The organism is Microbacterium sp. sgz311019, assembly GCF_056135325.1.
On record NZ_JBWAXO010000010.1, the window covers coordinates 41,409 to 62,343 of the forward strand.

The window sequence follows — 20,935 nt, forward strand, 5'->3', positions numbered from 1 at the left end:
GAGTCAATCTTCGCGCAGATCCTCGTAGAGCGCCGTCGACAGGTAGCGCTCGCCGAACGAGGGCACGATGACCACGATGTTCTTGCCCGCCGCCTCGGGGCGAGCGGCGACCTGCAGGGCCGCCCAGATCGCTGCGCCGGAGGAGATGCCGACGAGGATGCCGTCCTGCGTGCCGACCGCGCGCGCGGTCGAGATCGCGTCCGCGAACTCCACGTCGATGACCTCGTCGATGACGCTCTGGTCGAGGATCTCCGGCAAGAAGTTCGGTCCGATGCCCTGGATCTTGTGGGGTCCGACCGTGCCCTTGGTCAGCAGGGGAGAGTCGGACGGCTCGACCGCCACGATCTTGGCGTCCGGCACGCGCTCCTTGAGCACCTGGCCGACACCCGTGATGGTGCCGCCCGTGCCGATGCCGGCGACGAAGTAGTCGATCTGGCCGTCGGTGTCGCGGATGATCTCCTCCGCGGTCGTCTTGCGGTGGATCGCCGGGTTCGCCTCGTTCTCGAACTGACGCGCGAGGATGGCGCCGGGGATGTCCGCGACGAGCTCCCGCGCGGTGGCGATGGCGCCCTTCATGCCACCGGCCGGATCGGTGAGCACGAGCTCCGCCCCGTACGCCTTCAGCAGCAGGCGGCGCTCGACCGACATCGACGACGGCATGGCGAGGATGACGCGGTAACCGCGCGCGGCGCCGACCATCGCCAGCGCGATGCCGGTGTTGCCGCTCGTCGCCTCGACGATCGTGCCGCCCGGCTGCAGCTCGCCCGAGGCCTCGGCGGCGTCGACGATCGCGATGCCGAGGCGGTCCTTGACGCTGGAGGCGGGGTTGTAGAACTCGAGCTTCGCCAGGATGTTGCCGCCGACGCCCTCCGCGACGCGGTTCAGGCGGACCAGGGGCGTGTTGCCGAATGCGGACGTGATGTCGTTGTGGATGCCGGGCATGGCGGCTGCCTTTCGGGTCGGTCGGTGACGTCTCGAAAGCCTAGGACTCGCATGTCCTGAGGAGTCTGAATGTGACGTTGCATCACAGCGTATGGTGGACGGGCCATGACCGACACGCTCGATCTTCTCCTGCGCGACGCGGTCGCGTCGCTGGCTGCCGCGGGCGTCCCCGATCCTCGGGTGGACGCCGAGCTGCTGGCGGCGCACGTGATGTCGCTCAGCCGCGGGGGAGTGCAGGCCGCCGCCATCCGGGGCGATGCCCTGTCGGCGGAGGATGCGGCGACCCTCGCCGCACTCGTCGCGCGCCGCGCTGCGCGCGAGCCGCTGCAGCACCTGACCGGCCTGGCGCCCTTCCGCCACCTCGAACTCGAGGTCGGCCCCGGAGTCTTCGTGCCGCGTCCCGAGACCGAGCTCCTGGCGCAGCTCGCGATCGATGCTCTGCGGGCCGACGCATCCCCTGCTCCCATCGCGGTCGATCTGGGAACCGGCAGCGGCGCCATCGCCATCGCGATGGCCTCCGAGGTCCCGCATGCCCGCGTCTACGCGATCGAGCGATCGCCGGAGGCCTTCGCCTGGGCGGCGCGCAATGCCGCGCGCCTCGCACCCGACAACCTCGAGGTCGCCCTGGGCGATCTCGCCCAGGCCGCCGTGATGCTCCGCGAGCTCGCAGGGAGCGTCGCCGTCGTCGCATCCAACCCGCCCTATGTTCCCGACAACGCGATCCCGCGCGATCCGGAGGTCCGGCTCTTCGACCCGCCGCAGGCGCTGTACGGGGGACCGGACGGTCTCGACGTCGTGCGCGTCCTCAGCGGCGTGGGCCTGGCGCTCGCACGACCGGGAGGGCTCATCGCCATCGAGCACGGCGAGTGGCAGGGAGAGGATGTGCGCGCCGTGCTCACGGGAGACGGGTGGCGGGCCGCCGCGACGCATCCCGATCTGACGGTGCGGGACCGCGTGACGACCGCCGTGCATCCCTGACGGAGGCCGCACGCCGGGCCAGGACCGCCCGGACATCTGAAATAGACTGGGAGGCCATGACCTCCCTCCTCTTCGATTGCCGCGACGAGGCGCAGCTGCTCGGCGGCATGCGCCAGGCCCGTCACGCCATCGGCCGCGGCGACCTCATCGTCCTCCCGACCGACACCGTGTACGGCATCGCGGCCGACGCGTTCTCCCCGGCCGCCGTCGCGCGACTGCTCGATGCGAAGGGCCGCGGCCGCCAGTCGCCGCCGCCCGTGCTGGTGGCCGGCCGTGCGACCCTGGCCGCCCTCGTCGCCGAGATCCCCGAGCCCGTGGAGCGTCTCGTCGAGGCCTTCTGGCCCGGCGGCCTGACGATCGTGCTTCCGGCCCAGCCCTCGCTCGCGTGGGATCTGGGCGACACGCACGGCACTGTCGCCGTCCGCATGCCCGCCCATCGTCTCGCCCTCGAGCTGCTCGAGGAGACCGGACCTCTGGCGGTCTCGAGCGCCAACAAGACGGGCATCGCCGCGGCCCTCACCGCCGCCGGCGCGCGCACCATGCTCGGCGACCTCGTCGACGTGTACCTCGAGGACGGCATGGTCGAGACCGGCATCGCCTCGACGATCGTGGATGCCACGACCCTCGTCGGCGGCGAGACGCCTGTCGTGCGCGTCCTGCGCGAGGGCGCGATCGACCGCGCCCGCCTCCGCGAGGTGCTCGGCGACCTGCTCGAGCCCGACCCCGCCGATGACCCCGGCACGGGTTCCGACAGCGGAACCGGCACCGGGTCCACCGCGGGAACCGGCGCCGAGTCCGACGCCGAGGCGGTCGAGATGTCCGAGCCGGCCGTCGCCGTCCCGCCGGACACGCCGCCGGCGGACGGCTCCGCGTGAAGCAGTACCTGTTCGCGGTCCTCCTCACCGCGGCGCTCACGCTCTGCCTGGCCTGGGCGGTGTGGCGGCTGAGCTTGAGGTACAAGCTGTACCCCGGCATCCGCGAACGGGATGTCCACAAGACCCCGACCCCGCGGCTCGGGGGCATCGCGATGTTCCTCGGCGTGGTCGCGGCGTTCGTGGTCTCGGCGCACAATCCGTTCTTCTCGATCATCTGGACCGATCCGAACCAGATCTACGCGATCCTCGCCGCCACCGGCATCATCGTCGTCGTCGGCGTCGCCGACGACATCTGGGACCTCGACTGGTTCATCAAGCTCGGCGCGCAGTTCCTCGCCGCGGGCATCATCGCCTGGTTCGGCCAGCTGCAGATCTACACGATCCCGATGTCCGGCGGCATCACGTACCTGCCGAGCGGCCTCAGCGTGCTGCTGACCGTGTTCGCGATCGTCGTCGTCATGAACGCCGTGAACTTCATCGACGGGCTCGACGGCCTCGTCGCGGGCGTCTGTCTCATCGCGAACGCGATCTTCTTCGCCTACTCCTATCTGTTCGTGCGGGATGCCGGCGCCAGCAGCTACTTCAACCTCGCATCCTTCATCGCGGCCGTGCTCGTCGGGGCCTGCGCCGGCTTCCTGCCGCTGAACTGGAGTCCGGCCAAGCTGTTCATGGGGGATGCCGGCGCCCTCATGCTGGGCCTGCTGATGGCGACCTCCGCCATCGCGATCACCGGCACGTGGGACCCGTCGATGCTCGATCCCAACGTCTTCGGCCGCTCGCAGCTGCTCGGCGCCTTCATGCCGATCCTGTTGCCCATCGCCGTCGCGATCCTGCCGCTCATCGACTTCGGCTCCGCCCTCATCCGCCGCCTGCGCGCGGGCAAGTCGCCCTTCTCGCCCGATCGCAAGCACCTCCACCACCGCATGCTCGACATGGGCCACTCAGACCGCGACGCGGTCCTCATCTTCTACGCGTGGACCGCGATCGCCGGCCTCTCGCTCCTGCTTATGTACATCGCCACGCGTCAAGACTGGTGGGGCCAGTACTGGATCGGCGTCGCCTACGGCGTCGTCGGCATCGCGGCGTGCCTCGTCGTCACCTTCACCCCCGCCCGACGGCAGGCCGGCCAGCCCGAAGCCGAGCCCCGCCGACCAGAGGAGACCCCCGCATGAACTATCAGAGACGCACCGCGACGATCATCCTCAACGCGACGCTGCGCTGGGCCGGAATCATCATCGGCATCCTCGCCGTCGTGGCGGCGGGAGTCGGCTACCTCGTCGCCGGCTGGAACGGCCTCTGGAGCGGCCTCGCCGGCGTGCTGCTCGCCGGCCTGTTCTTCGGCCTGACGGCCCTCATGATGCTCATCGGCGCCCGGCTGCCCGGCGATCAGCTGATGTCGACCGGCTATTTCGTCGTCGTCATGGGCGGCTGGTTCGTGAAGGTCGTCGTCTTCCTCATCGGCATGCTGGTGCTCCGCGCACAGCCCTGGATCGTGCCGTGGGTCTTCTTCTTCTCGGCCATCGCGGGCGCGCTCGCATCCCTCGTCGTCGACATCGTCGTGTTCGCGCGAGTGCGCGTTCCGTACGTCGGGGAAGTGCCTCTCCCGGGCTCTTCAGACGATCCCTCGAAGCCGCCGACGAATTCGTGAGCCTGAAGGTTTCCTGATATGGTTGGGGAGTCGTCGCTTGCGCGGCCCGAGCCACATTTGCCTTGTGGCGTGCCAGTGGTCCACGACTCTCCTGACCCCCCGTCGCGCCGTTCCCCGGTGCCCCGAAGCTGGAGCCTAAGCTGTCAATGCACGTCGCCTCAATGATCGCCGCCGCGTCGAGCGATGACGGCGGGTTCCACGGCCCGTCCATCGACGACTTCTTCCCGCCGGCTCTGCTCTTCCCGGGCACGCCGTTCGAGTTGAACCGCGTGATGCTCATCCGCCTCCTCGTGGTCGTGCTTCTGATCCTCATCTGCTGGCTCGCCACGCGTCGCATGAAGATCGTCCCGGGTCGTGGTCAGGCCGCGTTCGAAGCCGTCTTCATGTTCGCGCGGAAGAACATCATCTACGACACCCTCGGTGAAGAGCGCGGCCGCAAGTACGAGCCGATCATCATCACGATGTTCTTCCTCATCCTCTCGATGAACCTGACGGGCACCATCCCCGGTCTCCAGGTCGCGACGACCGCGCTGATCGGCCTTCCGATCGTGCTGGCCCTCATCTCGTGGGTCACCTTCATATACGCCGGCATGCGTGAGAAGGGCTTCCGGTTCTGGAAGGACTCCGTCATGCCGACGGGTGTGCCCGGCTGGCTGCTCGTCTTCATCGTCCCGCTCGAGTTCCTCTCGACCTTCATCGTGCGGCCCGTCACCCTGACGCTGCGACTCACGATGAACATGATCGCGGGCCACATGCTCCTCGTGCTGTGCTTCACGGCCACGCAGTTCTTCTTCTTCACGGTTCTCGCGAACGGCAACCTGCTCGGCCTCCTCGGATTCGGATCGTTCGCGTTCGGGATCGCGTTCACGGTCCTCGAGCTGTTCATCGCGGCGCTGCAGGCCTACGTCTTCGCAGTCCTCACTGCCATCTACATCCAACTCGCGGTCGCCGAAGAGCACTGATCCGCTCCGGCCGCTCCACCCAAACCCCTTCGAAAGGAACCACCCAGTGAACATCGTCGGACAACTCGCTCCGCTCGCCTTCGGTCTCGCCGTCATCGGCTCCGGTATCGGCGTCGGCTACGTCATCGGCAAGACGATCGAGTCGGTCGCACGTCAGCCCGAGCTGCAGGGCCGTCTCCAGAGCCTCATGTTCATCGGTATCGCTCTGACTGAGGCCCTCTGCTTCATCGCCATCGCCGTCGCATTCATCCCGTTCCCCAAGCCGTAATCGGCCCGCACAGCCAAGGAGTCTGAATGCTCGAGGCATTCGTCACCGCTGCGGCGGACGAGCAGGTCAGCCCCGTCCTCCCCGCGCTCCCCGACCTGGTCTGGGGCACGCTCGCGTTCGTCATCGTGCTCGTGTTCTTCATCTGGAAGATCCTGCCCACCATGAACAAGCTGCTCGACGAGCGCGCCGACGCCATCCAAGGTGGCATCGAGCGCGCGGATGAGGCGCAGGCCCAGGCCACCGCCGCGCTCGAGGAGTACACGGCGAAGCTCGCCGACGCCCGCGGCGAGGCCGCGGCGATCCGCGACCAGGCCCGTGCCGACGGCGCGAAGATCATCGCCGACGCCAAGGAGCAGGCTCAGGCCGAGGCCGCTCGCGTCACGGCCAACGCGCAGGCCCAGCTCGCCGCCGAGCGTCAGACGGCGTTCGTCCAGCTGCGCGGCGAGGTCGGGACGCTGGCTCTCGACCTGGCCGGCGGTGTGATCGGCGAGACCCTCGCCGACGACACGCGTGCGCAGTCCGTCGTCGACCGCTTCCTCGCGGAGCTCGAGGCGTCCGAAACGGCTGGCAAGGCCTGATGGGCAGCGCGACCACTCAGGCCGTGGCGGCGACGACCGCGGCACTGAACGCCGCTTCGTCCGTCGACCTCAGTGTCGCCGGCGAGCTCTTCGCCGCGGCCCGGATCCTGAGCGCGTCGCCGCAGCTGCGCGGGGCGCTCGCCGACTCGGCTGCGCCCGCGCAGGCGCGCACTGCTGTCGTTCGCGACGTGTTCGGCAAGGCTCTGTCGGCACCGGCGGTCGCCCTCCTGCACACCGCCGTCTCCCAGGCATGGTCGTCTGAGGACGACCTCGTCGGCGGACTCGAGGAGATGGCCGTTCGCGCGGCGACCAAGGCGGACCCGGCGGCGGATGTCGAGGGCGAGCTGTTCGAGTTCTCGCGCATCGTCGCGGCGAACCCGGAGCTGGAGCTCGGGCTCGGCAGCCGCGTGGGCGCCTCGGAGAAGAAGGGCGAGCTCGTCGAGTCGCTCCTGCGGGGACGCGCGAGCGAGGCGACCCTGCTCATCGCAGCCTCCCTGATCCGCGAGCCCCGCGAGCGTCGCGTGCGCGAGCTGCTCGCCTGGGCGATGCGTCTCGCGGCCGCCCAGCACGGCCGGACGGTCGCGACGGTCTACTCCGCCGCGCCGCTGAGCGCGGCGCAGTCCGAGCGGCTGTCGAACGCACTGGCCGCGAAGTACGACACCCAGGTGTCGCTCAACTCCGTGATCGACCCGACCGTGGTCGGCGGACTGCGCGTGCAGGTCGCCGACGACGTCATCGACGCGACCGTGTCGGCGCGACTCGCCGACCTCCGTCGGCGCCTCGCCGGCTGATCCAGACTTCCCGCCCACGGCGGAGACTTCGGGGCCGAGGCCCCATGAACGAAGGAAGACAATGGCAGAACTCTCCATCAGCCCCGACGTCATCCGTGACGCGCTGAAGGACTTCGTCGCCGCATACGAGCCCACCGGGGCCGTTGCGACCGAGGTCGGCACGGTCGTCGACGCGGCCGACGGCATCGCCCACGTCGAGGGACTCCCCGGCGCCATGGCGAACGAGCTCGTGACGTTCGCGGACGGCACGAAGGGCCTGGCCCTGAACCTCGACGAGCACGAGATCGGTGTCGTCGTCCTCGGCGAATTCGCCGGCATCGAGGCTGGCCAGCAGGTCACCCGCACCGGCGAGGTGCTCTCGGTCCCGGTCGGCGACGGCTACCTCGGTCGCGTGGTCGACCCGCTGGGCAACCCGATCGACGGCCTCGGCCCCGTGGCATCGGAGGGCGCGCGCGCCCTCGAGCTCCAGGCGCCCGGCGTCATGCAGCGCAAGAGCGTGCACGAACCGCTCCAGACGGGCATCAAGGCGATCGACGCCATGATCCCGGTCGGTCGCGGCCAGCGTCAGCTCATCATCGGCGACCGCCAGACCGGCAAGACCGCGATCGCGATCGACACGATCATCAACCAGAAGGCCAACTGGGAGTCCGGCGACGAGAACAAGCAGGTCCGCTGCATCTATGTCGCGATCGGCCAGAAGGGCTCGACGATCGCCTCCGTCAAGGGCGCCCTCGAGGACGCCGGTGCGATGGCCTACACCACCATCGTTGCCGCCCCCGCATCCGACCCGGCCGGCTTCAAGTACCTGGCCCCCTACACCGGCTCGGCCATCGGTCAGCACTGGATGTACGGCGGCAAGCACGTCCTGATCATCTTCGACGACCTGTCGAAGCAGGCCGAGGCCTACCGCGCCGTGTCGCTGCTCCTGCGCCGCCCGCCGGGGCGCGAGGCCTACCCGGGTGACGTCTTCTACCTGCACTCGCGTCTGCTCGAGCGTTGCGCGAAGCTGTCCGACGAGCTCGGTGCCGGATCGATGACGGGTCTTCCGATCATCGAGACGAAGGCCAACGACGTGTCGGCCTACATCCCGACGAACGTCATCTCGATCACGGACGGCCAGATCTTCCTGCAGTCCGACCTGTTCAACGCGAACCAGCGCCCCGCCGTGGATGTCGGCATCTCGGTGTCCCGCGTCGGCGGTGACGCCCAGGTCAAGTCGATCAAGTCGGTCTCCGGAACGCTCAAGCTCGAGCTCGCACAGTACCGCTCGCTCGAGGCGTTCGCGATGTTCGCGAGCGACCTGGATGCGGCGTCCCGTCGCCAGCTGGCGCGCGGCGCTCGTCTGACCGAGCTGCTCAAGCAGCCGCAGTACTCGCCGTACCCGGTGGAGGAGCAGGTCGTCTCGATCTGGGCCGGCACCAACGGCAAGCTGGACTCGGTCCCGGTGGAGGACGTTCTGCAGTTCGAGAGCGAGCTGCTCGAGCACCTCCGACTGAACACCAACGTGCTCGACACGCTCCGCCAGACGAATGTTCTCGACGACGCGACCAAGGCGGAGCTGAACAAGCAGACGGACGTGTTCCTCGAGGAGTTCCTCGGCAAGGGTCGTGCGATCGACCAGCCGGGTCACGAGGAGTTCCAGCCGACCGGTGCCGGCGACGTCGTGCAGGAGCGGGTCGTCAAGGGCCGCCGGGGCTGAGCCCGCGGAACAAGAACCATGGGCGCACAACTCCGGGTCTACAAGCAGAAGATCGCTTCTGCCCAGACGACCAAGAAGATCACGAAGGCGATGGAGCTCATCGCGGCTTCGCGCATCCAGAAGGCGCAGGCCCGCGTGCGCGCGTCCTCGCCGTATGCGCGCGCGGTGACTCGTGCGGTCTCGGCGGTCGCGACGCGCTCGAACGCGACGCACCCGCTGACCACCGCGCGTGAGAAGGTGACGCGGTCCGCCGTCGTCATCTTCTCCTCCGACCGCGGTCTGGCGGGCGCCTTCAACTCGCAGATCATCCGCGCCGGCCTGGAGCTCGCCGAGCTGCTGCGCTCGGAAGGCAAGGAGCCGGTCTACTACCTCATCGGACGCAAGTCGGTCGGATACTTCCAGTTCCGCCGTCTGTCGAGCGAGGCTGAGTGGGTCGGCGACACCGACACACCGCACTTCGAGACCGCGGTCGAGATCGCGCAGACGCTCGTCGACGCGTTCAATCGGGGCGGCGACAGCGGGGGAGTGGATGAGATCCACCTCGTCTACAACCGCTTCGTCAGCATGATGACGCAGACGCCCGAGAACGTGCGGCTCCTGCCGCTCGAGGTCGTCGACGCTCCGGAGGACAGCACCACGGTGTTCCCGGAGTACGACTTCGAGCCCGAGGCGAGCCTCGTGCTCGACGCGCTGCTGCCGGTCTACATCCAGAGCCGTATCTTCAACGCGCTCCTGCAGTCGTCGGCGGCGAAGCACGCCGCGACGCAGAAGGCGATGAAGTCCGCCAGCGACAACGCCGACAAGCTCATCACCGACTACACCCGCCTGCGCAACAATGCGCGTCAGGCGGAGATCACGCAGCAGATCGCCGAGATCGTCGGCGGCGCCGACGCACTGGCGTCTGGCAACTGAGACCACACGAGGAAGACACCACACATGAGCACCACCGCTACTGCCGAGCCGGCCACCGCGGTCGTCGGTCGCGTCGCGCGCGTGACCGGACCCGTCGTCGACATCGAGTTCCCGCACGACGGCATCCCGGACATCTACAACGCGCTCAAGACGACGATCACGATCGGCGACGAGTCGACCGAGATCACGCTCGAGGTCGCCCAGCACCTCGGGGACGACCTGGTGCGCGCGATCGCGCTCAAGCCCACGGACGGCATCGTCCGCGGCCAGGAGGTGCGCAACACCGGCGAGCAGATCACGGTCCCGGTCGGCGACGTCACAAAGGGCAAGGTCTTCAACGTCATCGGCGAGGTGCTCAATGCCGAGCCGGGCGAGAAGATCGAGATCACCGAGCGCTGGCCGATCCACCGCAAGGCGCCGAACTTCGACCAGCTCGAGTCCAAGACGCAGATGTTCGAGACCGGCATCAAGGTCATCGACCTCCTGACGCCCTACGTGCTCGGCGGAAAGATCGGCCTGTTCGGCGGCGCCGGCGTCGGCAAGACCGTCCTCATCCAGGAGATGATCCAGCGCGTCGCGCAGGACCACGGTGGTGTGTCGGTGTTCGCCGGTGTCGGCGAGCGCACCCGTGAGGGCAACGACCTGATCCACGAGATGGAGGAGGCGGGCGTCTTCGACAAGACCGCCCTCGTCTTCGGCCAGATGGATGAGCCGCCGGGGACGCGTCTGCGCGTGGCGCTGTCCGCCCTCACCATGGCGGAGTACTTCCGCGATGTGCAGGGCCAAGACGTGCTGCTGTTCATCGACAACATCTTCCGCTTCACGCAGGCGGGCTCCGAGGTGTCGACGCTGCTCGGCCGCATGCCCTCCGCGGTGGGCTACCAGCCGAACCTCGCCGACGAGATGGGTGTGCTCCAGGAGCGCATCACGTCGACGCGCGGACACTCCATCACGTCGCTGCAGGCCATCTACGTGCCCGCGGACGACTACACCGACCCGGCTCCCGCCACGACGTTCGCGCACCTGGACGCCACGACCGAGCTGTCGCGTGAGATCGCGTCGAAGGGTCTGTACCCCGCCGTCGACCCGCTGACGTCGACGAGCCGCATCCTGGACCCCCGCTACATCGGCGCCGACCACTACCGCGTGGCGACCGCCGTGAAGCAGATCCTCCAGAAGAACAAGGAGCTCCAGGAGATCATCGCGATCCTCGGTGTCGACGAGCTCTCCGAAGAGGACAAGGTCGTCGTGTCGCGCGCACGCCGCATCCAGCAGTTCCTCTCCCAGAACACCTACATGGCGAAGAAGTTCACCGGTGTCGAGGGTTCGACGGTTCCGATCAAGCAGACGATCGAGTCGTTCGACGCCATCGTGCGCGGTGACTTCGACCACGTCGCCGAGCAGGCCTTCTTCAACGTCGGTGGCATCTCCGATGTCGAGGAGAAGTGGGCGCAGATCCAGAAGGAGAACGGCTGACATGCCGCTGCAGGTGAGTCTGGTCTCGGCCGAGGAGGAGATCTGGTCGGGTGAGGCGTCGCTGGTCGTCGCCAAGACCGTCATCGGCGAGATCGGCTTCATGGCCGGACACTCGCCCGTGCTCGCGCTGCTCGCCGAGGGTCAGGTGCGCATCACGCGTCCGGACGACACCCGCGTGGTGGCCGACGCGAAGGATGGCTTCCTCTCCGTCGAGAACGACGTCGTGACGATCGTGGCGAGCACCGCCGCCCTCGCCTCCTGACACAGGACACCGGAACCGCCCTCTGCCTCCGGGCAGGGGGCGGTTCCGCATCCACCGAAAGGACGCCACGGTGCTGATCCTGCTGCCACCCTCCGAGACGAAGCATCCCGGGGGCGTCCGCCGCCCGCTCGATCTCGACACGTTGGCCTTCCCCGAGCTGCGGCGCGAGCGCGAGGCCGTCGTCGACGCGCTCGTCGCGCTTTCCTCACATGAGGATGAGGCGGCACGGGTGCTCAAGCTCAGCGAACGGCAGCGCCCGGAGATCGCAGCCAACGCGCGACTGCGCGAGGCACCGACGATGCCCGCCGTCGACCGCTACACCGGGGTGCTGTTCGATGCGCTCGATGCGTCGTCGCTGGATGCCGCGGCTCGCCGCTGGCTCGGCGCGCATGTGCTCATCCACTCCGCGCCCTTCGGGCCCGTCGGAGCGCTCGACCGCATCCCGGCGTACCGGCTCGCGGCGAACACCTCGCTTCCTGGCGTACCGCCGCTGACCCGGCATTGGGGCGGCGCGGTCACGGCGGCTCTGGCCGCAGCATCCCCGTCGTTCGTGCTCGATCTGCGCTCCGAGGCGTACGCGGCGCTGGGGCCCGTGCCCGCCGGTGTGGCGACGCGCTACGTACGTGTGGTCACCGAGGGCCCGGACGGCTCCGCACGGGCGCTCAACCACTTCAACAAGCACGCCAAGGGCGCGTTCGTCCGCGCGCTCGCCGAGACCCGCCCGCGTGCGGCGACGCCAGCCGGGCTGCTGCGCTGGGCCGATGCCGCGGGCTTCACCCTTCGCGAGGGCTCCGCCCCCGGCGAGCTCGACCTCGTCGTCTGAAACCAGCGACGCCGGTGGGACGAGCATCCGTCCCACCGGCGTCGGCCGTCCGATTCAGCGCGTGGTCTGCACGGCTCCCGTGCGGGCGCGGATCTGCTCCGCGACCGCGATGGCGTCGCCTGCGGGCGCGTCGGACTGGCGGTCCGGACGCGCGATGAACAGGTAGAGCCCGCCGACCACCAGGACGACGCCGAGGCCGATCAGGACGATCCAGTCGGTCACGAAGTTGCCCGACGCACCAGGCTGGGCGAGCAGGAACATGGCGAAGATGCCGTAGGCGAGCGCCGCGACGTTGACCACGATGCCCGCGCGTCCGAGCGAGAACGGGCCGGCCGGGCGCCACCCCTTGACGCGCTGACGCAATGCCGCGAGCACGACCATCTGGAACGCGACGTAGATGCCCAGCACCGCGAACGACGTCACCGCGACCAGCAGGTCGGCGTTGATGAAGATCAGCACGGCGATGATCACGGGAACCGTGCACGCGACGAGAAGCGCGTTAGCCGGCACCTTCGTGCGCGGGGTCACCTTCGAGAGCCACTTGTGACCAGGCAGCATCCCGTCGCGGGCGAAGGAGTACAGCAGACGGCTGGCGGCGGCCTGCAGGCTCAAGACGCATGAGAGGAACGCGGTCACCGCGACGACGAGGAAGATCTTCGCGCCGATCGGGCCGAGAGCCGAATCGAGGATCGCCGGGATCGGGTCGCCCTCTTTGCCGGAGACGATGGCCGGGAGGTCGGGCGCGGCCAGCACGTAGCCGCCGAACGAGAAGAGCGCGGAGACGCCCCCTACCAGGATGGTCAGCGCCATGGCGCGCGGGATGCGGATCGCAGGGCGTGCGACCTCCTCGGCGACGTCGCCGCACGCCTCGAACCCGTAGAACAGGAACAGGCCGGCGAGGGCGGCTCCCAGGAACGCCGTCAGGTAGCTCCCGTTGCCCTGGACGCCCATCGTGTCGAAGAACACGCTGAAGGGCTGCTTGCGCTGGAAGATGATGAGGTAGAGCCCCACGCCGATGACGCCGACGAGCTCCGCCGCGAGTCCGATCTGCGCGACGCGGGCCATCGTCTTCGTGCCCGAGAAGTTCAGGCCCAGCGCGACCAGCAGCAGCACGACGGTGAGGATGAGGGTCCACAGGGGAGTGTTGGGAAGGCCGAACAGGCTCGCCATGAAGCCCGAGCCGTACTCCGCGACGGCGGTGATCGTGACGATCATGGCCCAGATGTAGACCCACGCCGCCATCCACGCGTAGCGGCGGCCCCAGAGGCGCCGCGCCCAGGGGTAGATGCCGCCATGGATGGGGTACTGCGACACGACCTCGCCGAACACGAGCGACACGAGCAGCTGACCGGCGCCGACGATGAAGATCCAGAAGATCGAGGGCGGGCCGCCCACCGACATGGCCAGCGCGAACAGCGAGTACACGCCGACCAGAGGCGAGAGGTAGGTGAAGCCGAGGGCGAAGTTCGCCCAGAAGCTCATCGAGCGGTTGAAGTGATCCTGGTATCCCAGGACATTGAGGTGAGCCTCGTCATCGAGGATCGCCGGCTTTTCGGGCAGGCTGGACATCGCTTCCTTTCGGGTGAGCGTTTCGAGGGGATGCAGACGGTCGGGTGGCCGTCAGCCGATGCGGATCATCTTCTTGTTGACGAATTCATCGGCACCGAAGCGGCCGAGCTCACGGCCCGATCCGCTGCGCTTCACGCCGCCGAAGGGGAGCTCTGCTCCGTCGGCGGCGACGACGTTGACGAAGACCATGCCCGCTTCGATGCCGTCCGCGACGCGGAGGGCCTGTTCGGCATCCGTCGTGAACACGTAGGAGCCGAGACCGAACGGGGTGTCGTTGGCGAGCGCGACCGCCTCGCCCTCGTCGGCGACCCGGAACACCTGGGCGACCGGGCCGAAGAACTCCTCGTGGAAGGCGTCGCTGCCGGGCTTCACATCCGTGAGGATCGTCGCCGAGTAGTAGTTGCCGCGGCGAACACCGCCCGAGTGGAGGGTGGCGCCCTGTGACACGGCACGCGACACCTGCTCGGAGAGGATCTCGGCCGCGCGCTCGCTCGAGAGCGGTCCGAGGGCCGTGCCCTCCTGCTTCGGGTCGCCTTCGGCGACGGCGTTCATGGCGGCGGTGAACTTCTCGAGGAAGGCGTCGTAGAGCTCGTCCGCAACGATGAAGCGCTTGGCGGCGTTGCAGGCCTGGCCGTTGTTGTCGACGCGGGCGAGGACCGCCGCATCCACCGTCGCATCCAGGTCATCCGTCGACAGCAGGATGAAGGGATCCGACCCGCCGAGCTCGAGCACGACCTTCTTGAGGTGCCGGCCGGCGACCTCTGCGACCGCGGCACCCGCCCGCTCGGAGCCCGTGAGAGAGACGCCCTGGACCCGCGGGTCGGCGATCACCGTCTCGATCTGCGCGTGCGAGGCGTAGAGGTTGACGTACGCGCCCTCGGGGAAGCCGGCATCCCGGAAGATCTGCTCCATCGCGGCAGCCGACTCCGGGCACTGCTCCGCGTGCTTGAGGAGGATCGTGTTGCCGATGACGAGGTTCGGGCCGGCGAAGCGGGCCACCTGGTAGTACGGGAAGTTCCAGGGCATGATTCCCAGCAGCACGCCCAGCGCCGATCGGCGGATGAACGCCGACCCTTCGCCGGCGAGCAGATCGATCTGCTCGTCCGCCATCAGCGTCTCGGCGTTGTCGGCGTAGTACTCGTAGATCGCCGCGGCGAACTCGACCTCGCCGACCGCCTGCTCGATCGGCTTGCCCATCTCGCGCACGATGATCTCGCCGAGCTCCTGCGCCCGCTCGTTGTGCAGCTCGCCCACGCGCCGGATGAGCGCGGCTCGCTCCGCGACGGTCGAGCTCTTCGACCAGGTGCGGTACGCGTCGTGTGCGGAGGCGATCGCCGACTGCAGGTCGGCGTCCGAGATGGTCGCGTAGGTCTTGACGATCTGACCGGTGAGCGGATCGGTCACGGCGTAGGGCATGCGGTACTCCTTCGGGATGCACGCGCCGGATCTCCGTCCGCCGCGCTGCGAACTCAGGTAAAAGATATACCAGCGAATGATTCATTTGGCGAGGGGTTCGGTGCACGAGCAGGGACTGCCGTGCGGATCAGGGACGGTGGACCGCGGGACGCGGGAGCACCGTGAACGGCGCTCCCGCGCATTCCGCGCGCGTCTTCGACTCCGCGATCGTGCCGACCTGCAAGGCGGGCTCGGTCGACACGATGACCCGGCCGTCCGCGTTCACGAGGGCCATCGGCTCGTCGGCGTCGAGGAAGGCGGGAAGCAGGTCGCGCTCGAGTCGGCGCACGGCGACATCGGCTCCCACGACCCCCGCGACGGCGCCGGTGGCGGGCGAGCGCACGGGAGACGTGAACGTGAGGATGTAGTCGCACGTGCACAGGTGGTCGACGTACGGGCCGGTCACGTGTGCCTGGAAAGTCGTCGCGGGCACGCGGAACCACTCGAGCGACCGGAAGTCGCGCAGGTACTCGGCGTAGCCACGTGTCGAGAGGTCGAGCCGTGTCGGCACCGTCGTGGCGCCGAGGACGGGGTTGTCGTCCAGCGGCCCCAGCCACCAGGCGAAATGGACGCCGCGCGCGGAGACGACGTCGCTGTCGGCGATGAAGCCCGCGCCGACGAATCGGGGGTCGGCGGTGTCGAGCACGGGGAGGACGAGGTCGGCGACCGCTCCGTCGATCTCCGCGCGTGTGGGGTCGGAGCGCAAGGCGTCCTCCACCTCGCCCCGCCACGCATCCAGAAGTGTGAAGACCTCGCGCGTGCGGTCGTCGACGAGGGCGGCGAGCTCAGGCGCTGAGCGGCTCATCCAGGGTCCCTCCTCTCTCGACGCGGGCCTTCGCCGCGAGCACGCGTTCGGTCAGGAGGGCGATCAGCGCACAGGCCGCCTCGCGCGCGGGAGCCGGGCGGCAGGCGGCCACGGCGCGCACGATCCCCCGGTCATGCGCAAGAGTCTCGGCGCGCACCGCCGCATCGTCGAGCCCGATCAGCAGCACGGGGGCCGCATCGGCCTGCAGCCTGATCTGCTCGCGCACGAGTCGCGGCGACTGGCTCAGCACTGCGAGCTCGAGGAAGAACCCGCCCTGGTTCGTGCGTGCGGCGGCCGGGCCGGAGAAATCCGCCTCGCCGAGCCACGCGTCCAGGCGCTCGGCGTCGCCGGGCGCCGCGCGTTCCGCCGCGCGCTCGGTGGCCGCGGCCACGATCGCGCAGAAGTAGACGGCGATGTCGCCGATCTCGACCTGGCTGAGGTTGCGCAGCCGGGCGGTCAGGATGCCGCGGTGCTCCGCGTCGTCGTGGACGACGAAGCTGCCGCCCTCGCGGCCGCGCCGCGTCTCGACGAGTCCGCTGTCGCGGAGGACGCCGAGACCCTCGCGCACCGTGATGAGGGCGACGCCGAAGCGCCGCGCCAGCTCGGGCTCGCTCGGCAGCCGCTCGCCGGGCGCCAGCACGCCCAGGACGATGCCGTCCGTGATGCGGCGCGCGACCTGCTCCGCGCGCCCGGTATCCGACAGCTGCGCGAACACGGCCTCGCGCGCACCGGGTCCGACCCTCGACGACACGTGCCCACCATAGCCGAGCGAACGGGAAGGGGCCCGGCCGCCGTGGCGGACCGAGCCCCGTCCGGTTAGAACTACTTGGCGCCCTTCGCCGCCACGACCTGGAAGGCCTTGGTGATCTCCTGCGAGATGCTGTTGCCCGCGGCATCCTTTCCGGTCACACGCAGGTCGATCCAGCCGCCCGCGTCCGGCACCGGTACCGAGGCGCCGTAGATCGCGACGAACGCACGTCCCCGGGAGAACGAGTTCGGCGACGGCTCACCCGGGCCGGACGTGTCGCGCGAGCGCAGCGTCAAGGGCACGGTCTTCCATTCGCCGCCCGACACGCGGGCCTCCATCGTGGCGTCTGTGATCGCCGCCGTGCCCTCCGCGCCCTGGACATGCGAGAGCTGCAGGTCGAGTGGGACCGGAGCGCCCTTCCTGCGGTCAGCGCCGATCACGCCCTGTGAGTCGCGGGCCACGTCGTAGTACGCCTGCAGCATCGGCAGCATGATGCGGGCGTAGTCCGTCGTGGGGACGGTCGTCGAGAACGTCCACTCGGTGCGGGTCGCGGTCGAACCGGGCGAGAGGAACCCGTCCTGGGTGGCGACGTCGACGAGGCGGAAGTCGTGCTTCCCCGCGGGCATGTCCCACACGGCGAACCCGCCGTGTTCGGACTGTGCTGTCTGGACTCCGTCCATGTACAGCGTCGCCGACTGCGTGAAGTGCGGATTGCCGGCATACGTGTCGACGGATCCTGTGCGCTCCGGGTTCGCGCCGTCCGCCCAGTTCGGCAGGTTGAACTGCAACCCCAGGCCGTCCTTCAACGGCGCCCAATAGCCGGGTCCGACGTAAGGTCGCACGATCGCCTCGAAGTACGAGTCTCGCGTGCGCGACCCCGCGTCGTAGCTGCGGATCACATCCCGGATCTGCCAGGTGGCATCCATGTCCTGGACGGTCTGAGACCAGCGCATGTTCTCGGTGCTGACCCATTCCGTTCGAGTGATGCCCCGTGTCGTGCGCATCGGGAACCCGGCGCCGTAGATCGCGTTCGGGGAGAAGTCCGACCGGAACTCGCCGACGACTCTGCCCTTCTGGCCCGCATACGTCGTGTCGATGCGCGCAAGCTTCTTCGGGGCGTAGGCGAGATCGGAGGGGATGCTTCCCGCGCTGTAGCGCGCGATGTCCCAGATCTCGTCGACGTCCACGATTCCTGTGCCGGTGATGGTGGTGGCGCCGGCGTGGATCTGCGCGAGCAGCTGCCTGCCCTGGACGCCGCTGATGCCGGCGACCCAGCCGGCGACGGGTGTTCCGTCGTCCGCGGCGGCCCACTCGCTGAGCTCGCCGTCGGCATCGTTCACGACCACGACGAGCTTCGCTCCGGCCGCGAAGGCGTTCGCCGCCCGGTCGTGCGAGGACACGGCATCCGAGCGCGTGATCACTGCCGCCTTGCCGCGGACGTCGACCGCCGCGAGGTCCGCGGCCGAGCCTGTGCCCGCATCCACGGCCGTCAGGCGGATGTCTCCGTCCTGCAGGGTCGATCCGAACTGGGGGATGACATCGAGCGCGAGCTTGCCCGCGCTGAGAGACAGCGCCGGCTTCTGCAGACGCCACCGCGTGGTGAAGTCGAGCTTCTGGTCCGCATCGACCTTCATCGGCTGCGCGTAGAAGCCGTCCTCGACGGTGGGCAGCATCGTACCCGTGGTGAAGTCGTCCACCGTGAGATCCATGCGCTGAACGACGGCATCGAGGCCTTTGGTGCCGACGTCGACGCTCACCGGCTTGGCGGCGCGTGCGTCGAGCGCCACGGTGGCGTCCTTCCCCTCGAGCTTGACGCTCGGGTCGCCGACGAGCACGGTCACCTGGCTGTCGAGCGTGCGATTCAGGTCGATGTACGAGAGCACTGCGTACCGGCCCGCCGGCAGGCGCAGCGTGGTGTCGCCCTCGACGGCCACCGTCATGATGGCTTGATTCTTCTGATCCCAGATGTACGTGAAGGCCTCGATCGGCTCTCCGTCGAAGCCGGTCGCGGTGATCTTCAGGTCGTACCGCTCGGCTTCGGCGATGATGCCGAGCGCTGTGCGGGTCACCGGGGCGCCGTCGACGGTCGCGATGAGGGCACCGGAGTACTGGTGTCCCTTCGGCACGGCGGTCTGGTCTCCGCTGACGGTCACGGACCGGGTCTCGCCGGCGGGGATCGTCAGCGAGTCCGCGGAGAGCGAGATGACACCCTGGATGCCGGAGACCGACAGCGGTCCCGGCCCCTCGTCGGTCACCGGCGTGGTGTCGGCGAGCGACGCGTCCAGCGACAGCGTCACGGCCGTGTCACCGCGGTTGGTGTACGCGATCGTGCGGGTGAGCGTCCGGGCGGCGTCGCCCCATCTCAGCATCCCGAAGTCGCCCGACCCGGAGGCGATCACCTGCGCGGTCGTGGCGGCCGCCACGTTCACGGCGCCGGCGCCGACCTGGTAGGGCGTCAGCCCGACGTCCCGCGCCGTGCTGGTCAGAGCGGCCCGCAGCTGTGCGGCGGTGTAATCGGGGTGCTGCTGCAGGATGATCGCGGCTGCGCCGGCGACGTGCGGGGTCGCCATCGAGGTGCCGCTCATCGTCACATACGAGCCACTGCCGGGACTCTGCGCCGATCGTGCAGCGGTGATGTTGTTCCCCGGACCTGCGATGTCCGGCTTCATGGCGCCGGAGAAGGCCAGCGGGCCCTGGCTGGAGAACCAGGACAGTGCGCCGGACGGATGATCGACCGAGCCGACGGTCAGCGCGCTCGCCGCGGAGCCAGGGGTGCCGATGGTCTCGGGGTTCGCGGCGTTGCCCGCCGCGACGATGAACAGTGCGCCGGTCTTCGCCGACAGGTCGTCCAGCGCCCGCGACATCAGGTCGTCGCCGCCCGAGGGCTGCTGCGAGCCGAGGCTCATCGAGACGATCTTGGCGTGCTGCGCGGCCCACTCCATTCCGGCGATGATCCACGAGTCCTGGCCGAAGCCGCCGTCGCCGAGGACCTTGCCCATGACGACCTTCGCGCCGGTGGCGACACCGCGGTACTTGCCCTCGCTCGCGGCGCCCGTGCCCACGATGGTCGAGGTGACGTGCGTGCCGTGTCCGACCGGGTCGACGTCGACCGCCTGACCGGGCACGAAGCTCGTCGAGCCGGGAGCCATCTGGCCGGCGAGGTCCGGGTGGGTCCCGTCGTACCCGGTGTCCAGCACAGCGACGGTCACGCCGGTGCCGGTGAGGCCTGCGGCCCATGCCGCCGGCGCGCCGATCCACGGCACGGAGGAGTCGAGGGACGCCTTGACCTTGCCGTCGAGCTGGATCGACGCGATGCCGCTGTCGAGCGACGGGGTGCTGGTCGCGGACAGCGCGGTCGCGCCCTTGGCGGATGCGCGCTTGCCCTTGCCGGTCAACGACTTCCAGGTCTGCTTGGCATCCTTGTGGGACGCGGTGGCCACCGCACCGTCGACGCTCGGCAGGCTCCGGCCCACGGCGAGTCCGGGGACCGGTGTCGAGGGCGCGGTGCGGCCGGACAGCTCGAGGATGACCGGGGTGGACGTCACGTGTGCGTCGTCGTAGCCGTACTGGATCAGCTTGGTGACGTTGAACAGGTCGGGGTCCAGGGCGCCCGATGCGATATAGGGCTGCGCCGCATCCGGAATCACGTGCAGCTCCGTGCCGATCTGCAGCGTCTTGACTCCGGCGCCCGGCTCAGCAGTGTCGATCTGGACCGTGTGCTTGCCGTCGGCGAGATCCGTCACGTGCACGCGATCGCCGGTCACCAGTGTGACGGTGTGCTCGTCGCCGGCGGGTGCGGGCGTGGACGACGAGGCGGATGGCGAAGTGGCGGCCGCAGCGGGGAGTGCCGTTGCGCCGAAGCCGGTCACGCCGATCGCGATGCTGCCGACAGCGGCGGTGAACGAGATGACACGCCGTCGCGCGGGTCGTCCTTCTCGAGGATCCATGGAAGCCCTTCCGGTTGGGATGTGGGCCCACGGTCTCATGGGGTCGGACTATCGTCTGTGGCGAAGATCCGCCATGACCGGCATCCGCCAGGAGACCGCCGAGGCGCGATGCGGTCGGGGAGGCGAGCCCGAACGGAGGCCTGGATGCTCGAGGTGATCGGACCCGGCGACGCCACGTCACGGTTCCGCCGATTTAA

At 69.1% G+C, this 20,935-nt stretch carries 19 protein-coding genes; 13 read left to right on the forward strand and 6 right to left on the reverse strand.

Translation table 11 applies throughout. The features are described from left to right. Positions 1–3: 3 nt before the first annotated feature. Positions 4–942: a cysteine synthase A gene (gene cysK / locus AC0NZN_RS15545; protein WP_474593227.1), complete on the reverse strand. Its 939-nt coding sequence runs from the start codon at positions 940–942 to the stop codon at positions 4–6. Positions 943–1,047: 105 nt separating this feature from the next. Here cysK and prmC point away from each other — a divergent pair, with 105 nt between their 5' ends. The 13 genes from prmC to AC0NZN_RS15610 all read left to right on the forward strand — a co-directional run bounded on the left by prmC (position 1,048) and on the right by AC0NZN_RS15610 (position 12,214). Further along, entirely contained in the window at positions 1,048–1,920 is an 873-nt protein-coding gene (gene prmC, locus AC0NZN_RS15550) for a peptide chain release factor N(5)-glutamine methyltransferase (protein WP_474593228.1), read from the forward strand. Between the two features lie 56 nt (positions 1,921–1,976). Continuing rightward, positions 1,977–2,795, forward strand: a complete 819-nt coding sequence (locus AC0NZN_RS15555; RefSeq protein ID WP_474593229.1) for an L-threonylcarbamoyladenylate synthase — start codon at positions 1,977–1,979, stop codon at positions 2,793–2,795. Then, the gene (locus AC0NZN_RS15560; protein WP_474593230.1) at positions 2,792–3,967 is read left to right on the forward strand and encodes an MraY family glycosyltransferase; all 1,176 of its coding nucleotides are present in this window, start codon (positions 2,792–2,794) and stop codon (positions 3,965–3,967) included. Before AC0NZN_RS15555 ends, AC0NZN_RS15560 begins: the two co-directional genes overlap by 4 nt. Then, positions 3,964–4,443, forward strand: coding sequence for a hypothetical protein (locus AC0NZN_RS15565; RefSeq protein WP_474593231.1), 480 nt, complete (start codon positions 3,964–3,966; stop codon positions 4,441–4,443). Before AC0NZN_RS15560 ends, AC0NZN_RS15565 begins: the two co-directional genes overlap by 4 nt. Positions 4,444–4,589: 146 nt before the next feature. Continuing rightward, positions 4,590–5,405 carry a F0F1 ATP synthase subunit A gene (gene atpB / locus AC0NZN_RS15570; RefSeq protein WP_474593232.1) on the forward strand — a complete coding sequence of 272 codons (816 nt, stop codon included), beginning with the start codon at positions 4,590–4,592 and terminating at the stop codon, positions 5,403–5,405. 46 nt (positions 5,406–5,451) lie between these two features. Beyond that, a complete protein-coding gene (atpE, locus tag AC0NZN_RS15575; RefSeq protein ID WP_320943695.1) occupies positions 5,452–5,673 on the forward strand; it encodes a F0F1 ATP synthase subunit C in 222 nt (73 codons plus the stop codon). A 26-nt stretch (positions 5,674–5,699) separates the two neighbouring features. Beyond that, positions 5,700–6,251 carry a F0F1 ATP synthase subunit B gene (locus tag AC0NZN_RS15580; protein ID WP_474593233.1) on the forward strand — a complete coding sequence of 184 codons (552 nt, stop codon included), beginning with the start codon at positions 5,700–5,702 and terminating at the stop codon, positions 6,249–6,251. After that, positions 6,251–7,042 (forward strand): F0F1 ATP synthase subunit delta, encoded by a 792-nt coding sequence (locus AC0NZN_RS15585; RefSeq protein ID WP_474593234.1) that lies wholly within the window; start codon positions 6,251–6,253, stop codon positions 7,040–7,042. The genes AC0NZN_RS15580 and AC0NZN_RS15585 overlap by 1 nt, the downstream gene beginning before the upstream one ends. 61 nt (positions 7,043–7,103) lie before the next feature. Next, complete coding sequence (atpA, locus tag AC0NZN_RS15590) at positions 7,104–8,741, forward strand: F0F1 ATP synthase subunit alpha (RefSeq protein WP_474593235.1); 1,638 nt, start codon at positions 7,104–7,106, stop codon at positions 8,739–8,741. A gap of 18 nt (positions 8,742–8,759) precedes the next feature. Further along, positions 8,760–9,653 (forward strand): F0F1 ATP synthase subunit gamma, encoded by an 894-nt coding sequence (locus tag AC0NZN_RS15595; RefSeq protein WP_474593236.1) that lies wholly within the window; start codon positions 8,760–8,762, stop codon positions 9,651–9,653. 24 nt (positions 9,654–9,677) lie between these two features. After that, a complete protein-coding gene (atpD, locus tag AC0NZN_RS15600) occupies positions 9,678–11,129 on the forward strand; it encodes a F0F1 ATP synthase subunit beta (RefSeq protein ID WP_474593237.1) in 1,452 nt (483 codons plus the stop codon). Position 11,130: 1 nt separating this feature from the next. Beyond that, entirely contained in the window at positions 11,131–11,391 is a 261-nt protein-coding gene (locus tag AC0NZN_RS15605) for a F0F1 ATP synthase subunit epsilon (protein ID WP_474593238.1), read from the forward strand. Between the two features lie 70 nt (positions 11,392–11,461). Continuing rightward, complete coding sequence (locus AC0NZN_RS15610; protein WP_474593239.1) at positions 11,462–12,214, forward strand: YaaA family protein; 753 nt, start codon at positions 11,462–11,464, stop codon at positions 12,212–12,214. A gap of 54 nt (positions 12,215–12,268) precedes the next feature. Here AC0NZN_RS15610 and AC0NZN_RS15615 read toward each other — a convergent pair whose 3' ends face one another. The 5 genes from AC0NZN_RS15615 to AC0NZN_RS15635 form a co-directional block, all read right to left on the reverse strand. Next, positions 12,269–13,783, reverse strand: coding sequence for an APC family permease (locus AC0NZN_RS15615; RefSeq protein WP_474593240.1), 1,515 nt, complete (start codon positions 13,781–13,783; stop codon positions 12,269–12,271). Positions 13,784–13,834: 51 nt separating this feature from the next. Continuing rightward, a complete protein-coding gene (locus tag AC0NZN_RS15620; RefSeq protein WP_474593241.1) occupies positions 13,835–15,199 on the reverse strand; it encodes an NAD-dependent succinate-semialdehyde dehydrogenase in 1,365 nt (454 codons plus the stop codon). Between the two features lie 127 nt (positions 15,200–15,326). Beyond that, on the reverse strand, positions 15,327–16,043 hold the full coding sequence (locus AC0NZN_RS15625) for a PDC sensor domain-containing protein (RefSeq protein ID WP_474593242.1): 717 nt from the start codon (positions 16,041–16,043) through the stop codon (positions 15,327–15,329). Beyond that, positions 16,024–16,794 (reverse strand): FadR/GntR family transcriptional regulator, encoded by a 771-nt coding sequence (locus tag AC0NZN_RS15630; protein WP_474593243.1) that lies wholly within the window; start codon positions 16,792–16,794, stop codon positions 16,024–16,026. Before AC0NZN_RS15630 ends, AC0NZN_RS15625 begins: the two co-directional genes overlap by 20 nt. 71 nt (positions 16,795–16,865) lie before the next feature. Then, positions 16,866–20,738, reverse strand: coding sequence for a S8 family serine peptidase (locus AC0NZN_RS15635; RefSeq protein WP_474593244.1), 3,873 nt, complete (start codon positions 20,736–20,738; stop codon positions 16,866–16,868). Between the last annotated feature and the right edge of the window lie 197 nt (positions 20,739–20,935).

Excerpts from the sequence above, each read along its gene's own strand:
- cysK (WP_474593227.1), bottom strand. The coding sequence starts at position 942 with ATGCCCGGCATCCACAACGACATCACGTCCGCATTCGGCAACACGCCC.
- prmC (WP_474593228.1), top strand. The coding sequence starts at position 1,048 with ATGACCGACACGCTCGATCTTCTCCTGCGCGACGCGGTCGCGTCGCTG.
- AC0NZN_RS15555 (WP_474593229.1), top strand. The coding sequence starts at position 1,977 with ATGACCTCCCTCCTCTTCGATTGCCGCGACGAGGCGCAGCTGCTCGGC.
- AC0NZN_RS15565 (WP_474593231.1), top strand. The coding sequence starts at position 3,964 with ATGAACTATCAGAGACGCACCGCGACGATCATCCTCAACGCGACGCTG.
- atpB (WP_474593232.1), top strand. The coding sequence starts at position 4,590 with ATGCACGTCGCCTCAATGATCGCCGCCGCGTCGAGCGATGACGGCGGG.
- AC0NZN_RS15580 (WP_474593233.1), top strand. The coding sequence starts at position 5,700 with ATGCTCGAGGCATTCGTCACCGCTGCGGCGGACGAGCAGGTCAGCCCC.
- AC0NZN_RS15585 (WP_474593234.1), top strand. The coding sequence starts at position 6,251 with ATGGGCAGCGCGACCACTCAGGCCGTGGCGGCGACGACCGCGGCACTG.
- atpA (WP_474593235.1), top strand. The coding sequence starts at position 7,104 with ATGGCAGAACTCTCCATCAGCCCCGACGTCATCCGTGACGCGCTGAAG.
- AC0NZN_RS15595 (WP_474593236.1), top strand. The coding sequence starts at position 8,760 with ATGGGCGCACAACTCCGGGTCTACAAGCAGAAGATCGCTTCTGCCCAG.
- atpD (WP_474593237.1), top strand. The coding sequence starts at position 9,678 with ATGAGCACCACCGCTACTGCCGAGCCGGCCACCGCGGTCGTCGGTCGC.
- AC0NZN_RS15605 (WP_474593238.1), top strand. The coding sequence starts at position 11,131 with ATGCCGCTGCAGGTGAGTCTGGTCTCGGCCGAGGAGGAGATCTGGTCG.
- AC0NZN_RS15615 (WP_474593240.1), bottom strand. The coding sequence starts at position 13,783 with ATGTCCAGCCTGCCCGAAAAGCCGGCGATCCTCGATGACGAGGCTCAC.
- AC0NZN_RS15620 (WP_474593241.1), bottom strand. The coding sequence starts at position 15,199 with ATGCCCTACGCCGTGACCGATCCGCTCACCGGTCAGATCGTCAAGACC.
- AC0NZN_RS15625 (WP_474593242.1), bottom strand. The coding sequence starts at position 16,043 with ATGAGCCGCTCAGCGCCTGAGCTCGCCGCCCTCGTCGACGACCGCACG.
- AC0NZN_RS15635 (WP_474593244.1), bottom strand. The coding sequence starts at position 20,738 with ATGGATCCTCGAGAAGGACGACCCGCGCGACGGCGTGTCATCTCGTTC.